Origin of the sequence: Pseudomonas sp. CBZ-4, from assembly GCF_000346755.1 — a bacterium.
GTDB lineage: Bacteria > Pseudomonadota > Gammaproteobacteria > Pseudomonadales > Pseudomonadaceae > Aquipseudomonas.
Genome location: NZ_ANNV01000153.1, coordinates 1 through 14,832 on the forward strand (window position 1 = coordinate 1; position 14,832 = coordinate 14,832).

The window sequence follows — 14,832 nt, forward strand, 5'->3', positions numbered from 1 at the left end:
TCGTTTACTGATCCACCGCTATCGCAGGCAAGCCAGCTCCCACAAAAGCCAGCTTCTACCTTCAGATGGGTTTGAAGTTCAACGCTTGCGGCACGTCTACATCCCACAGCACGCCAGGATCATCCACGACAACCTCATGCACCGCCGCCTGCGCAAACAGTGACTTGGCCCCACGATCACCGCTCAGCGCCCTCAACCCCGGCCCAAACGCCCGGCCGAACGCCACAGGATGTCCATGCTGCCCCGCCTGCACCGGCACACTGATGCCATCGGCCTTCACGCCATCAATCACCCGCTCAATACTCGACGGCTGAATGAACGGCATATCCCCCAATACCACCAGCCAACCGTCCGCAGAACCACTGGCCGCAACTGCCGCTGCCAGGCTGTCACCCATGCCCGTCGATTCCAGCAGCAGCACCTCACAACCGTATACCCCGGCCAGACGAATGACTTCATGCTGCGCCGGTGAGGTCACCACCCAGCGCCGCACAAGGCGTTCCGGCAGATTCAACAGCACCTGTTCGATCACCGGCCGCGTCACGCCATCCAGGCCCACGCAATCCGCCAGCAGCTTATCCTGGCTTGCCTCCACCCGGAACCGGCTGCCCTGCCCCGCCGCCAGCACAATCGCCGTGACCCTCACGCCATCACACCATTCTTGATCGCCACAATTTGCGCCAGCAACGACAGGGCTATCTCCGCCGGCGTATGGCTGCCGATATACACGCCGATCGGCCCATGCAAGCGCGCAATCGCCGGCGCCGACAACCCCAGCGCCGCCAGGTCTTCCCGGCGCTTCTGGCTGTTGACCCGCGACCCGAGGGCGCCGATATAGAACGCGTCGGAGTTGAGGGCCGTGAGCAACGCCATATCATCAAGGCGCGGATCATGGGTCAGGCAGACAATGGCCGTGCGCGCATCGGCCTGGATAGTCAGCACCGCTTCGTCAGGCATGCCCGGCACAAAGCGGCCGTGCTGTTCCTCCCAGCCGTGGACGAACTCGCTACGCGGGTCGCAGATCAACACCTCGAAATCCAGCAGCCGCGCCATCTGCGCCACGTAGCGCGAGAGTTGGCCGGCGCCGATCAGCAACAGGCGCCAGCGCGGGCCGTAGATAGCGCGCAGGCGTTCGCCGTCGAACGTCAGCGCATCGGCCTTGCTCGCGGGGCTCAGCGTGACCTCGCCGGTGCTCAGGTTCAGCTCGCGGGCGACCATCTGATGATCCTCGCAACGCGCCAGCAGCTCTGCCACCCACGCCCACTCCTCCACCCGCTCCTCGGTCAGGCGCAAGGTGCCGCCGCACGGCAGGCCAAAGCGCGCCGCCTCATCGCGGGTGACACCGTAGGTCACCAGTTGCACCGGCGGCCCATCATCGGCCAGCCGGCCATCGTACAGCCGGGCGATCAAGTCATCCTCGATGCAACCACCCGACACCGAGCCGATCACCACCCCGTCGCCACGCAGGGCCAGCATCGCCCCCGGCGGGCGCGGCGCACTGCCCCAGGTCTGCACGACGCTGTACAACACCACACGCTGCCCGGCACGGCGCCATTCGAGCACGCTGCGCAGGACATTCAGATCCACGCTGTCCATCCGACCTCCAGCAGGCGTTAAAACAAAAAAAACGATTCACTCACTGTAAAACAAAAAAACCGCCAGAAACGCAAACGCCCCGAACAGGTCGGGGCGTTTGTGCGTAGCGGTGGGCGTCAGTTCACGCCATCAGCGCCTTACTTGACGGTCGGTGCAGGGCCTTCGGCCACGCCCAGGTCGTCCAGTTCGCGGGTTTCCGAGATACCGGTACCGCCAGACGCCAGCTCGCTTTGCAGCTTGTCGGTGTCCAGCTCCTTGACCCACTTGGCCACAACGATGGTGGCAACGGCGTTACCCACGAGGTTGGTCAGTGCGCGGGCTTCGGACATGAAGCGGTCGATACCCAGGATCAGCGCCAGGCCGGCAACCGGCAGGTGGCCTACGGCCGACAGGGTGGCAGCCAGTACGATAAAGCCCGAACCGGTCACGCCAGCCGCGCCTTTGGAGGACAGCAGCAGCACCAGCAGCAAGGTGATCTGGTGGGTGATGTCCATGTGGGTGTCAGTCGCCTGGGCGATGAACACGGCCGCCATGGTCAGGTAGATCGAAGTACCGTCGAGGTTGAAGGAGTAGCCAGTCGGAATCACCAGGCCTACTACGGATTTCTTCGCGCCCAGACGCTCCATCTTGATCAGCATGCGTGGCAGTGCGGATTCGGAGGAGGAAGTACCCAGTACGATCAACAGCTCTTCACGGATGTAGCGGATCAGCTTGATCACGCTGAAACCGTGAGCGCGGCAGATACCGCCCAGCACCACCAGCACGAACAGGATGCAAGTGATGTAGAAGCAGATCATCAGCTGGCCCAACTGCACCAGCGAACCGACGCCGTAGGCACCGATGGTGAACGCCATGGCGCCCAGGGCACCGATTGGCGCGAGCTTCATGATCATGTTGATGATGTTGAACATCACGTGGGCGAAGCGATCGATGAAGTCCAGTACCGGCTTGCCGTAGGCACCCAGGCGGTGCAGGGCGAAACCGAAGATCACCGAGAACATCAGCACTTGCAGGATGTCGCCGTTGGCGAAGGCGCCGACGATGGTGTTCGGGATAACGTTGAGGATAAAGCCGACGATGCTCTGGTCTTTACCGGCGGTCACGTAGGCCGCGACTTTGGAAGCATCCAGGGTCGCTACGTCGATGTGCATGCCGGCGCCCGGTTGCACGACGTTCACCACGATCAGGCCGATCAGCAGCGCGACGGTGGAAACGATTTCGAAGTACAGCAGCGCGTAGCCGCCGGTCTTGCCCACCGATTTCATGCTTTGCATGCCAGCGATGCCGCTGACAACGGTGCAGAAGATGATCGGGGCGATGACCATTTTGATCAGTTTGATAAACCCGTCACCCAGCGGCTTGAGGGCCACGCCGGTGTCCGGGTAGAAGTGACCGAGCAAAATACCGATTACGATGGCAACGATCACCTGGAAATACAGGGATTTGTAGATTGGCTGACGAGTCGTCATTGCAAAGTTCCTCAATCGTCCCGTGTGGCAAAGATCCGCCATTGCCCACGACACTTCAATTGCGAACCCTCCTGCACTGGAGGGATTTGTTGTTTGCGAAGCCTGTAGGTCCAGGCCTGCGCTGTAATCCTTATCGCAAACGCCGTGCCACTTCTCTGAAAACGCCTGAAGGCCTTTAGACATCAGGGTTGCGGGTTTTCAGGCGCCCTCCACCGCGCCGAATCCGGTGGCGGATTTCCGCCCACTCATCCAATCCCGTCCTACAATTTGGCGGATATCCGCCTTGTCGCCCTTTCCACGGGTGGCTAACATCCGCCACTCCATGGACGAGGCCTTCGCATGCGTGAACGTACCATCGCCAGTCACTACGCCCGGGCCGCGCTCGGCGGTGCACGCCGGGCGGGTTACGACTATTCGGCGCTGTTGCAGCAGGTGGGGATCACCCCGGAACTGCTGAGCGAACCCCGCGCGCGCATTGCCCCCGAGCAATTCACCCAACTGCTGCAAATGCTCTGGCTGGGGCTGGATGACGAATACCTGGGCTTCGCCGAAGGCCCAAGCAAGCGCGGCACTTTCGCGATGATGTGCCACGCGCTGATCCACTGCCGCACCCTGGAGAAGGCGCTGGAACGCGGCTTATTATTTTATAGCCTATTCCCACAGGGCCCGCGCTGGCAGCTGACGCGCGAAGGCGACATGGCCCGCTTGAGCCTGGACGACTCGCAATTGTGGGACCCGGATCACTTCCTCAGCGAATGCCTGCTGGTGATCTGGCATCGCCTCGGCAGTTGGCTGATCGGCCAGCGCATCCGCCTGCACCAGGCCACGTTCAGTTACCCGATGCCGGCCCATGCCAGCGAGTACGACCTGCTGTTTCCCTGCGATCAGGTATTTGGCGCAGCGCACAGCAGCCTGGTGTTTCCCGCGCGCTACCTGAGCCTGCCGCTGTTGCAGGATGAGCGCACGCTCAAGCATTTCCTGGAGCGCTCGCCGGCCGACCTGCTGTCGCGGCCGGACGAAGGCGACAGCTTGAGCAGCCAGCTACGCCGCCTGCTCAGCCGCGACCGCACGCCCTGGCCGGATCTGGAAGCCGTCGCCCAACACTTGCACATCAGCCCACAGACGCTGCGCAGGCATCTGCGTGAGGAAGGCACCAGCTTTCAGGCGCTCAAGGATGAGCTGCGGCGGGACATCGCCATCTATCATCTGGGGCGGGCGGATTTGTCGCTGCAGGAGATTGCCGAGCAGTTGGGGTTTTCCGAGCCGTCGGCGTTTCATCGGGCGTTCAAGAAGTGGACGGGGGTGACGCCGGGGGCGTATCGGGCGCAGGAGAGCTAGAGATGTGTTGGCTGGGCGGGCCTCATCGCAGGCAAGCCAGCTCCCACAGTTGACTGCATTTCAAAGTTGGAACCCGGTCGAATGTGGGAGCTGGCTTGCCTGCGATGAGGCCAGCACAGGCAAAAAAGATCAAACAGCCGGAAAATGAATTTTGAAAGCGGCCCCACCCAACGGCGAATCCCCCAAGGTCAGCCGCGCGCCGTAACTTTCGATGATGTCCTTGACCACCGCCAACCCGATCCCCTGCCCCGGATGCTGGCGGTCCAGCCGCTCACCCCGTTGCAGAATCCGCGCCCGCTGGTCCGGCGGTACGCCCGGCCCATCATCTTCAATACATAACTCGCAGCCTTCGAGGCTTTCCACGAGGCGGATGCGCACTTCGCGCAAACACAGGCGATAGGCGTTTTCCAGCAGGTTGCCGAGCATTTCCAGCAAGGCGCCCTTCTCGATCGGCACGTAGCACTCGTCCGGCAAGTCGAAGGCCACGGTGACACCCTTGTCGCGGTAGACCTTGTCCAACGTGTCACACAGGCTTTGCAGCACCGGTTCCAGGCGCACCTGATGGCGCACCAGGCCGCTTTTGCGCAGGCTGGCGCGCTGCAATTGGTAGCTGATCTGCTGGCTCATGCGCTCGATCTGCGATTGCAGCACCCAGGCTTGATCGCGGTCTTCGGGGCGTTGGGCCATGTCTTCGCTGACGCCCTGCAACACGGCGAGCGGGGTTTTCAGGCTGTGGGCCAGGTCGTCCAGGGAGTCGCGATAACGTGCCCGTTGCTCGCGTTCGCTGGCAAGCAAACGGTTGAGGGAACCGGTGAGGCGCAGCAATTCACGCGGGTGCTCTTCGGAAAGGCTCTCGCGGGTGCCGCCTTCGATCTGGTCCAGTTCCTGGCTCAAGCGCCGCAAGGCTTGCAGGCCCCAGGTCAGGCCCAGCCACAGCAGCGTCAGCAGCACCAGCAAGGCCGCGCCGAAACCCAGGTAGAGGTTTTCCCGCAGGCCTTCGAGGGTCAGCTGGTACTCACGCACTGGTTGCAGGGCGACGATACTGAACGCCGCGCTCTTGCCACCGAGCAGCTTGACCTCCACGTCATAGACGAAAAATTCCTGGCCATTGGCCTCGCGAATCCGCGCAAACTCGTTACCGCGCCCGTCGTAGCGCGGTTTGTAGTTGATGTTTTCTTCCTTGGTCGCCCGCGAGCGCCACACCAGATGGCCTTCGCGGTCGTAGATATAACCGAGCAGGCGGCTGTCAGTGAGGTTGAAACGTTCGTCGGGCAACTGCGCCGGCATCAGCAGGCGGTTGTTTTCCACACGGGCGGCGGAGATCAGCGTGGTGACGTCCGACGCCAGGCGCTGCTCGATGGAATCCTGCAACGCCAGGCTGAACGCGCCCTGCATGGCCGGCAACAAGCCGAGCATAAACAGCACGGCCAGGGTGGCGGCCGCCAGCATCAGGCGCACGCGTAGCGAGCGAATCAAACGCAGCGCTCATTGAACAGGTAGCCCAGGCCGCGCACGGTGTCGATCGGCTTGAACCCTGCCGGGCCTTCCAGCTTGCGGCGCAGGCGGCCGACCAAGACTTCGATGACGTTTGGATCGCGCTCGTCGTCATCCGGGTAGAGCTGTTCCATCAGGCGATCCTTGGCGACCACCTGCTGGTGATGACGCATGAGGTATTCGAGGATGCGGTACTCGTAGGCAGTCAGCGCCAGCGGTTGTTCGTCGAGGGACGCCTGCTTGCGGTTGAGGTCGAGCATCAGCGGCCCGGCCACGATGGTCGACTGGGTAAACCCGCTGGAGCGGCGCAACAGGGCGTTCATGCGCGCCTCCAGCTCTTCGAACTGGAACGGCTTGACCACATAGTCGTCGGCGCCGGCGGCGAGGCCTTCGACCTTGTCCTGCCAGTTGCCGCGCGCGGTGAGGATCAGGATCGGAAAGGTCTTGGCCTGGGTGCGCAACTGGCGGATCAGATCCAGGCCGCCCATGCCGGGCAGCCCCAGGTCGATGATCGCCAGGTCATGGTTGAATTGGCCGGTCTGGTACAGCGCCTCTTCGGCATTGGCCACGGCCTCGACCACGTGTCCGCTGTCGGTCAGGCGGGTCAACAGGTGATGACGCAGCAGTGCCTCATCTTCCACCACCAGCAATTTCATAAGGCTCTCCAAGGCAAATCAACTGTCCGACAGAGGGATATCATAGCGGCCCTGCAGGTCTTGCGGGCGCAGTTTAGTGCCATTGTAGTGGCCCGTCAGGTGTGCGTAGCCGGTGCGGTACGTCGGCTGCGCGGCGGCAAAGCCCAGGGACTGGCCCCACGGCGTGGGCTGGCTGCCCGCGTTTTCGACGCTGACACGCTGGATCAGCGTGCTGGATTTCTTGGTCTTCTCGCTGCCAAATCCCGGAAAGAAACCGTCGACGGCCTGGGCCCCGGAGGTGGCACTGAGCATGGTCAACGCCAACATCAGCTTTTTCATCGCAGTCATGGTGCTTACCTCTACGCGTTTGGCTGTTGAGGCCAGACTACGCAGGCGCCCCTGAACTCCCCCTGAACAGCGGGCTATCCTCTGACCTATCAACTCGGCAAAATAGCGCCCATGACGCCCCTACCCGCTTGCTGCACCCCACTCGACGCCCATTGGCCACTGCCCGAACCCTTGCCCGGCACGGTGCTGCTCAGCACCCGTTTCGACCCGGCCTTGCTGGCCGATGGCGACTTCCAACGCAGCGCCGTGCCGCCACCGCCGAGCATCCAGCGCTCAGTGGCCAAGCGCCAGGCCGAATTCCTGGCCGGCCGCCTGTGTGCGCGTGCGGCGTTGCAACAACTGGATCAGCTCGACTGCATCCCCGCTATCGGCGATGACCGCGCACCGGTGTGGCCTGGGCATATCAGCGGTTCCATCACCCACAGCACCGGGCATGCGGCGGCGATTGTCGGGCACAAGGCGCAATGGCGCGGGCTGGGCATGGACCTGGAGAATGTGATGCCGCTGGACCGGGCGGAGCGCCTGGCGGGGGAAATACTCACTGCCGATGAACTCAAGCGCATGGCCGAGGTGCCGCGCGAGCAGATCGCGTTGCTGGTGACGCTGACGTTTTCGGCCAAGGAGAGTTTGTTCAAGGCGCTGTATCCGATTGTGCAGAAGCGCTTTTATTTTGAGCATGCCGAGGTGGTGGAGTGGCATGAGTCGGGGGCTGTGCGGTTGCGGTTGCTGACGGATCTGTCCAGTGAGTGGGGTTATGGCACGGAGTTGGTGGGGCAGTTTGTAGTGGCGGATGGGCAGTTGTTGAGCCTGGTGGCGGTCGGCGCCTGATAGATCGCTATCGCAGGCAAGCCAGCTCCCACAGTTGACCGAGTTTCAACGTTGGAATGTAGTCCACTGTGGGAGCTGGCTTGCCTGCGATGAGGGCCTCAAGGTTTCTCTTGATCCCTGGGCCAGCTCAGGCTGAAACAAGCCCCACCCAAATTGTTGCTCTTGCCAATCAACGCCCGCCCGCCATGCCAATAGATAATCCGCCGCACAATCGACAACCCCAGCCCATGCCCGCCCGACGCGCGGGTGCGGCTGTCATCCAGGCGCAAGAACGGCGTGAAGATGCGCTCCCACGCGCTTTCCGGCACGCCCGGGCCGTCGTCCTCCACATCGATGCGGCAACGCACCTGCCCCACCTGGTAACTGATCATGACCTGGCCCTGGGCATGCCGCATGGCGTTGCTCACCAGGTTTTGCAGGGCACGGTGCAGGTAACGCGGTTCGGCGTCGACCCAGGCGTCGTCCCAATGCGCCGAAGACAGGCAAATGCCCCGGGTGACCGCGACCTGCGGGCGCAGTGGCGATAATTCGCCGATCACCTGGTCGAGCAACGCACTGAGGTCGACACGCTGGAAATTCAGCTCCGGCGCGCCCTGCTCCAGGCGGGCATAGGTGAGCATTTCGTCCACCAGGCCATCGAGGTCCTGGATGTCGCTGTCCATGCCCTCCAGGTATTTGTGCCGCGCTTCCGGCGTGGTGGCATCGCCGACCATCTCCAGGCCGAAACGCAGGCGCGCCACCGGCGTGCGCAATTCGTGGGACACGGCGCGCACCAGTTCGCGCTGGATCGCCAGCAGTTGCTGCAAGTGCTCGGCCATGCCATTAAAGGCCGCGGCCAGGCGCCCCACCGAGTCGGCGCCACGGGCGGGCACGCGCACTTCCAGGTTGCCTTTGGCGATCCGTGTGGCGGCAGCCTCCAGGCCTTTGAGGCGCCGCTCCAGCTGGCGCACCAATAGATAGACGATCAAGCCGATCAGGGTCAGGCCGATCAACGCGATGAGGATCAGCCATTGCGGCGGGTACGGGTTCATTTGATACAGCGGGCCGATTTCCAACACCCACGGCGTGCCGACCATGCCGGCAAACACGCGGATCGAATCGCCGCCCTTGCCCAGGGCCATCACCGTGTCGCCTTCCGCGACGCGACGGCGCTGGTCGTCGTCCATATCGGCCTGGTCGAGGGCCATCAGATGCATCTCGAAGCCAAAGCCCTTGGCTTCCTTTATATCGGCCAGGCGCTGCGGCTGTTCGGCGACGGGGTAGCGCACCAGTTCATCGGCCAGCAGGTAGATCGTCGCGCGGGCCAATTGCTCGCTGATCTGCTGCACTTCACCGGTCAACACCAGCGACTCCTGCTCGCTGACCAGGCGCAGCACCCGCGCCGCATGGGGGCCGGTCTGCTGCACCAGGACCTGGCCGCGTTGCAGGCGGTTGCGCTGGCTCAGGTCCAGCTGCGCGTCGCTGAGGCTGCGCAGCTCCAGGGGAATGCCGAGCAAGCGCTCCCACACCGCCAGGGCGCGCTGGCGCTCGATGGGGCTCATCGGCTTGAGGTTGTCGCCCATCAGCGCAAAGGTGCCGTGGGCCAGGCGCTCGCGGTACTGGCCGCTGCGTACCTCGTTGAGCAGGTGCAGGGCCAGCACGCCCAGCAGCGCCACGAGGATCAGGGCCGCGCACATGCCACCGTAGATGCGCAGGAAGATCGAGTTCACAGCGGCATGTCGGCGGCGGCTTCGGGGACGAACAGGTAGCCTTTGCTGCGGATGGTCTTGATCAGGCGCGGGTGGATCGGGTCGTCGCCTATTTTTGGGCGGATACGTGAGATGCGCACGTCAATGGAGCGGTCCTGGCCGTCGTAGCCGATGCCGCGCAGGGCGATGAAGATCTCTTCGCGGGACAGGATGCGCCCGGCATTTGCCACCAGCAGCCATAAAAGGTCGAACTCGGCGCTGGTCAGTTCGATACTGCCGTCCTGCAACCAGGCCTCACGCAGGGCGTTGTCCACCACCAGCGGGCCGAATTGCAGGCGGCGGTTTTCTACGTGGGCCGGCTCGGCCGGCTCGCTGCGCCGCAGCAGGGCCTGGATGCGCGCCAACAAGAGGCGCGGGCGCACGGGTTTGCACACATAGTCGTCGGCGCCCATGTCGAGGCCGAGCACCTGGTCCATGTCGTCGGTGCGCGCGGTGAGCATCAGGATCACGCCGTCGTAGCGCTCGCGCACCTTGCGGCAGATGCTCAGGCCGTCTTCGCCGGGGAGCATGAGGTCGAGGATCACCAGGTCCGGTTGCTCGGCGATGATCCGCGCTGCGGCCAGGGCGCCGTCGCCCTCGACCGAGACGCGCAGGCCGTTGCTTTCCAGGTAATCACGGGTCAACTCGGCCAAACGTTCGTCGTCCTCGACGATCAGTATTTGCCAGGCTTCTTGCTCCACGGGTGGTCCTCGTTGTTATTAGACGTTCTTCTGGCCGATGGAGATCAAACTGTGGGAGCTGGCTTGCTCCCACAGTTTGATCTCCATCGGTCGTACCCTGTTTGTCATGTTTTGAGGGCATAACAGAGGCCGATTGTAGCCATGCCCACGGCCTGTAGCACAAGGCGGGAAATCCATTCGGTGATCGCGATAATCTGTGATAGGGTTCGCGCCCTTCGAAAATGGCCCAGCGGTTTTGAGCCGGAAATATTTCATGACAAACGGCGTAACGCAGCAGTAATGCGGCCTACACGCAGGTTGGACCTTTCATACACATTTTACCCACAGCGTTATCCACAGGTTACTGCGTTGCCAACCCTTCCGAAACGCATTATCTTGTACCTCGGCGACACGACAGACCCTATATGTGGGGTTTTCGAGCAAATCGCTTAACCACACAAGTGGTTCGAAATTCAAGGGTTTTATTGCTGACGCAGTAGGGAACCAACCGATTTTTCAGTAGACCAAACCGCTCACGCGGATGGCAGCTGTTTCCCATTCCCCGATATGGAAAACGGTACGGGTGTTGCAGGAAGAGCCTGGCACTCGCAATCAAATATAGAACGTGGAGACAACCCCCCATGCAAACCGACACAACTCGCGAGAACCCGCAAGGCTCCGTGACGCAGGCCGCCGATTCGAACCTGGATCTGTCCGCCACCGCACCCGGCCAACTGCGCGTGATCAAGCGTAACGGCACTGTCGTTCCTTACACCGATGACAAAATCACCGTCGCCATCACCAAAGCGTTTCTTGCAGTTGAAGGCGGCACCGCTGCCGCTTCGTCGCGCATCCACGACACCGTTGCCCGCCTGACCGAACAAGTCACCGCGACCTTCAAGCGTCGCATGCCATCGGGCGGCACCATCCACATCGAAGAAATCCAGGACCAGGTCGAACTGGCCCTGATGCGTGCCGGCGAGCAGAAAGTGGCCCGCGACTACGTGATCTACCGTGACGCCCGCTCCAAGGAGCGGGCCGTGCGCACCCCAGCCGAAGACGCTGCCGTGCAAGCTCACCCGTCGATCCGCATCACCCTGGCCGACGGTACGTTTGCACCGCTGGACCTGGGCCGCCTGAACACCATCATCACCGAGGCCTGCGAAGGCCTGGAAGAAGTCGATGGTGACCTGATCCAGCGCGAAACCCTGAAGAACCTGTACGACGGCGTGGCCCTGACCGACGTCAACACCGCCCTGGTGATGACCGCCCGTACCCTGGTTGAACGTGAGCCGAACTACTCGTTCGTGACCGCGCGCCTGCTGATGGACACCCTGCGTGCCGAAGGCCTGGGCTTCCTCGGCGTTGCCGACAGCGCCACCCACCACGAGATGGCCGACCTGTACGCCAAGGCCTTGCCTGCGTACATCGCCAAGGGTATCGAATTCGAATTGCTGAACCCGATCCTGGCCACCTTCGACCTGGAAAAACTCGGCAAGGCGATCAACCACGAACGCGACCAGCAGTTCACGTACCTGGGCCTGCAAACCCTGTACGACCGTTACTTCATCCACAAGGACGGGATCCGCTTCGAACTGCCGCAAGTGTTCTTCATGCGCGTGGCCATGGGCCTGGCGATTGAAGAGAAGCACAAAGAAGACCGCGCCATCGAGTTCTACAACCTGTTGTCGTCCTTCGACTACATGTCGTCCACACCGACGCTGTTCAACGCCGGTACCCTGCGTCCACAGCTGTCCAGCTGCTACCTGACCACCGTGCCGGACGACCTGTCGGGCATCTACCACGCGATCCACGACAACGCCATGTTGTCCAAATTCGCTGGCGGCCTGGGCAACGACTGGACGCCGGTGCGTGCACTGGGTTCGTACATCAAGGGCACCAACGGCAAGTCCCAGGGCGTTGTACCGTTCCTGAAAGTGGTGAACGACACCGCCGTAGCGGTCAACCAGGGCGGCAAGCGCAAAGGCGCAGTGTGTGCCTACCTGGAAACCTGGCACATGGACATTGAAGAGTTCATCGAGCTGCGCAAGAACACCGGTGATGATCGCCGTCGTACCCACGACATGAACACCGCCAACTGGATCCCTGACCTGTTCATGAAGCGTGTCTTCGATGACGGCCAGTGGACCCTGTTCTCGCCGTCCGAAGTGCCGGACCTGCACGACCTGACCGGCAAGGCCTTCGAAGAGCGCTACGAGTACTACGAAGCCCTGTCCCAGTACCCGGGCAAGATCAAGCTGTTCAAGACCATCCAGGCCAAAGACCTGTGGCGCAAGATGCTGTCCATGCTGTTTGAAACCGGCCACCCATGGCTGACCTTCAAAGACCCGTGCAACCTGCGCAGCCCGCAGCAGCACGTGGGCGTGGTCCACAGCTCGAACCTGTGCACCGAGATCACCTTGAACACCAACAAGGACGAGATCGCCGTTTGCAACCTGGGCTCGATCAACCTGCCGAACCACATCGTCAACGGCAAGCTGGACACCGCCAAGCTGGAACGTACCGTCAACACCGCAGTGCGCATGCTCGATAACGTGATCGACATCAACTACTACTCGGTGCCACAGGCGCAGAACTCCAACTTCAAGCACCGTCCGGTCGGCCTGGGCATCATGGGCTTCCAGGATGCGCTGTACCTGCAGCACATTCCTTACGGTTCGGATGCTGCGGTCGAGTTCGCCGACAAGTCCATGGAAGCGGTCAGCTACTACGCGATCCAGGCTTCCTGCGACCTGGCCGACGAGCGCGGTGCGTACGAGACGTTCCAGGGTTCGCTGTGGTCCAAGGGCATCCTGCCGCTGGATTCGCAACAGATCCTGATCGAAGCCCGTGGCCAGAAGTACATCGACGTTGACCTGAACGAATCCCTGGACTGGGCACCGGTACGTGCCCGTGTGCAGAAAGGCATTCGTAACTCCAACATCATGGCCATCGCGCCGACCGCGACCATCGCCAACATCACCGGCGTATCGCAGTCGATCGAACCGACCTACCAGAACCTGTATGTGAAATCGAACCTGTCGGGCGAATTCACCGTGATCAACCCGTACCTGGTTCGCGACCTCAAGGCCCGCGGCCTGTGGGACTCGGTCATGATCAACGACCTGAAGTACTACGACGGTTCCGTGCAGCAGATCGAGCGCATCCCGCAAGAACTCAAAGAGCTCTACGCGACCGCCTTCGAAGTGGACACCAAGTGGATCGTTGACGCCGCCAGCCGTCGTCAGAAGTGGATCGACCAGGCCCAGTCCCTGAACCTGTACATCGCCGGTGCATCGGGCAAGAAGCTGGACGTGACCTACCGCATGGCTTGGTACCGTGGCCTGAAAACCACTTACTACCTCCGTGCCCTGGCCGCGACCAGCACCGAGAAATCGACCATCAACACCGGTAAGCTGAACGCTGTTTCCAGCGGCAACCACGGTGATGACTCGGTGCTCGCCGCCCCTGCCGGCCCGGCGCCAGTGCCAAAGGCCTGCGCGATCGACGAGCCGGATTGCGAAGCTTGCCAATAAGCTGAGCCGGTCCAGGGCGTGAATGCCCTGGATTGAAAAGCCCGATAAACCCCGACTGCACAGGGTTTATCGGGCTTTTTATTGAGCGCTGCATTCACCTCAATGCATAGGCAATGCCTGATTCAGGATGACCTCCGCGCCGCCCCCACAACTCGATTCGCCCACCAATTACGGCCATTGAGTGTCCGCTGTAGGCCACTACCCCTAGCTGGCCATTCGCCAAACTATTGCTCGATGTCTGATAGTAAAGACCTTCCAAACCCAGGCGATCCAGCGCCTCATGGGGCATTTCACCGTTGTTCAAGCTTTGCATCGCATGCGCAAAACTGCGCCGTGAAACGTTAGGGTCGTCATCCAGACCGTTACCTTCGATCATGGCGCGCTTGGCACTCGCCGCGTAGAGAAAGTTGGCGTTGGTCAGCATTTGCGGATCATCACCTTCAAAACGCGCGTATTGCGCTGCCTGCTGCAACTCCTGCTTGGTCAACTGAAGGTTGTAGCCATCCTTCATCGTGACGTCATAGCGATCCCCCAAGTCGGTTACGCTCCTGAAGATATCCTGAGGGTTCTTGCCATACCTCATCATTGCTGCCTTTATCGCTGAAACGGTCACGCAGCTTCCGTTGGGGCCCTGCCTGAAACCACTCCAGATATTACCGGCGCCGAACTCTGTACTGGGTATCTCCCCGGGCTTGCCGGTGTCGGTCCTGTAGTTGTAGAAACCGGCCCCCGTGCTGGGCGGCACGTTGGACATGGGCTCCGAGCCGCCAAAGTCATTTCGGTTGACACCGCCTCCCCCGCCACCCCCACCGCGGTTATCGATGGGTGGTGCTGGTGGAGATACATCTTCGGGAAACAAGTCCGGGAACAGCGCTTTCAAAATAGCGAGCCAGGCGTAAGAAGCTTCTTTCTTCAGTTGCTCGATGATCGCCTTGAACTTTTCTTCGCCGAGTTTTTCGCGCAGTTCTTTGAGCTTTTCGCGCAGTTCCCGCTCGCTTTGGGTCTTGGACGTCTTCTGGGCATCCTCCAACTCCCTGATGAGCTTTGAAACGGCCTCTTTATCGGGATCCGCTTTCTGAGGATCGACGGTTGCGTCCCTGGATTGTCCTGAACTGCCCGCATCACTCCTGCCACTGATTTGCCCCCAAGACACTTGGGCCGGCATGTATACCCCTCGCATA

General features: G+C 61.8%; 12 protein-coding genes. 3 read left to right on the forward strand and 9 right to left on the reverse strand.

What is annotated here, in order from left to right; genetic code table 11:
- Positions 1–61: 61 nt before the first annotated feature.
- The 3 genes from B348_RS0121850 to B348_RS0121860 form a co-directional block, all read right to left on the reverse strand.
- Positions 62–646 (reverse strand): NTP transferase domain-containing protein, encoded by a 585-nt coding sequence (locus tag B348_RS0121850; protein ID WP_017738178.1) that lies wholly within the window; start codon positions 644–646, stop codon positions 62–64.
- Positions 643–1,596: an XdhC family protein gene (locus B348_RS0121855; RefSeq protein ID WP_017738179.1), complete on the reverse strand. Its 954-nt coding sequence runs from the start codon at positions 1,594–1,596 to the stop codon at positions 643–645. Before B348_RS0121855 ends, B348_RS0121850 begins: the two co-directional genes overlap by 4 nt.
- 137 nt (positions 1,597–1,733) lie before the next feature.
- Entirely contained in the window at positions 1,734–3,065 is a 1,332-nt protein-coding gene (locus B348_RS0121860; RefSeq protein WP_017738180.1) for a dicarboxylate/amino acid:cation symporter, read from the reverse strand.
- A gap of 339 nt (positions 3,066–3,404) precedes the next feature.
- On the opposite strand from B348_RS0121860, the gene B348_RS0121870 reads away from it, so the two are divergent.
- On the forward strand, positions 3,405–4,403 hold the full coding sequence (locus B348_RS0121870; RefSeq protein WP_017738182.1) for an AraC family transcriptional regulator: 999 nt from the start codon (positions 3,405–3,407) through the stop codon (positions 4,401–4,403).
- Positions 4,404–4,532: 129 nt separating this feature from the next.
- On the opposite strand, the gene B348_RS0121875 is transcribed toward B348_RS0121870, so the two are convergent.
- The 3 genes from B348_RS0121875 to B348_RS0121885 are packed head-to-tail and all read right to left on the reverse strand — an operon-like array spanning position 4,533 to position 6,880.
- Positions 4,533–5,879, reverse strand: coding sequence for an ATP-binding protein (locus B348_RS0121875; protein ID WP_017738183.1), 1,347 nt, complete (start codon positions 5,877–5,879; stop codon positions 4,533–4,535).
- A complete protein-coding gene (locus tag B348_RS0121880; RefSeq protein ID WP_017738184.1) occupies positions 5,876–6,553 on the reverse strand; it encodes a response regulator transcription factor in 678 nt (225 codons plus the stop codon). Before B348_RS0121880 ends, B348_RS0121875 begins: the two co-directional genes overlap by 4 nt.
- An 18-nt stretch (positions 6,554–6,571) precedes the next feature.
- The gene (locus B348_RS0121885; RefSeq protein ID WP_026136976.1) at positions 6,572–6,880 is read right to left on the reverse strand and encodes a hypothetical protein; all 309 of its coding nucleotides are present in this window, start codon (positions 6,878–6,880) and stop codon (positions 6,572–6,574) included.
- A gap of 111 nt (positions 6,881–6,991) precedes the next feature.
- Between B348_RS0121885 and B348_RS0121890 the strand changes: the two genes are divergently transcribed.
- Positions 6,992–7,708, forward strand: a complete 717-nt coding sequence (locus B348_RS0121890) for a 4'-phosphopantetheinyl transferase (protein WP_026136977.1) — start codon at positions 6,992–6,994, stop codon at positions 7,706–7,708.
- Between the two features lie 98 nt (positions 7,709–7,806).
- On the opposite strand, the gene B348_RS0121895 is transcribed toward B348_RS0121890, so the two are convergent.
- Both B348_RS0121895 and B348_RS0121900 read right to left on the reverse strand, forming a co-directional pair.
- Positions 7,807–9,417, reverse strand: coding sequence for an ATP-binding protein (locus B348_RS0121895; protein WP_017738187.1), 1,611 nt, complete (start codon positions 9,415–9,417; stop codon positions 7,807–7,809).
- On the reverse strand, positions 9,414–10,136 hold the full coding sequence (locus tag B348_RS0121900; protein WP_017738188.1) for a response regulator: 723 nt from the start codon (positions 10,134–10,136) through the stop codon (positions 9,414–9,416). The genes B348_RS0121895 and B348_RS0121900 overlap by 4 nt, the downstream gene beginning before the upstream one ends.
- Before the next feature lie 620 nt (positions 10,137–10,756).
- Here B348_RS0121900 and B348_RS0121905 point away from each other — a divergent pair.
- Positions 10,757–13,651 carry a ribonucleoside-diphosphate reductase subunit alpha gene (locus B348_RS0121905; protein WP_017738189.1) on the forward strand — a complete coding sequence of 965 codons (2,895 nt, stop codon included), beginning with the start codon at positions 10,757–10,759 and terminating at the stop codon, positions 13,649–13,651.
- 94 nt (positions 13,652–13,745) lie between these two features.
- Here the strand turns inward: B348_RS0121905 and B348_RS0121910 are convergent, their stop codons facing one another.
- Positions 13,746–14,816 (reverse strand): hypothetical protein, encoded by a 1,071-nt coding sequence (locus B348_RS0121910; protein ID WP_017738190.1) that lies wholly within the window; start codon positions 14,814–14,816, stop codon positions 13,746–13,748.
- Positions 14,817–14,832 lie beyond the last annotated feature (16 nt).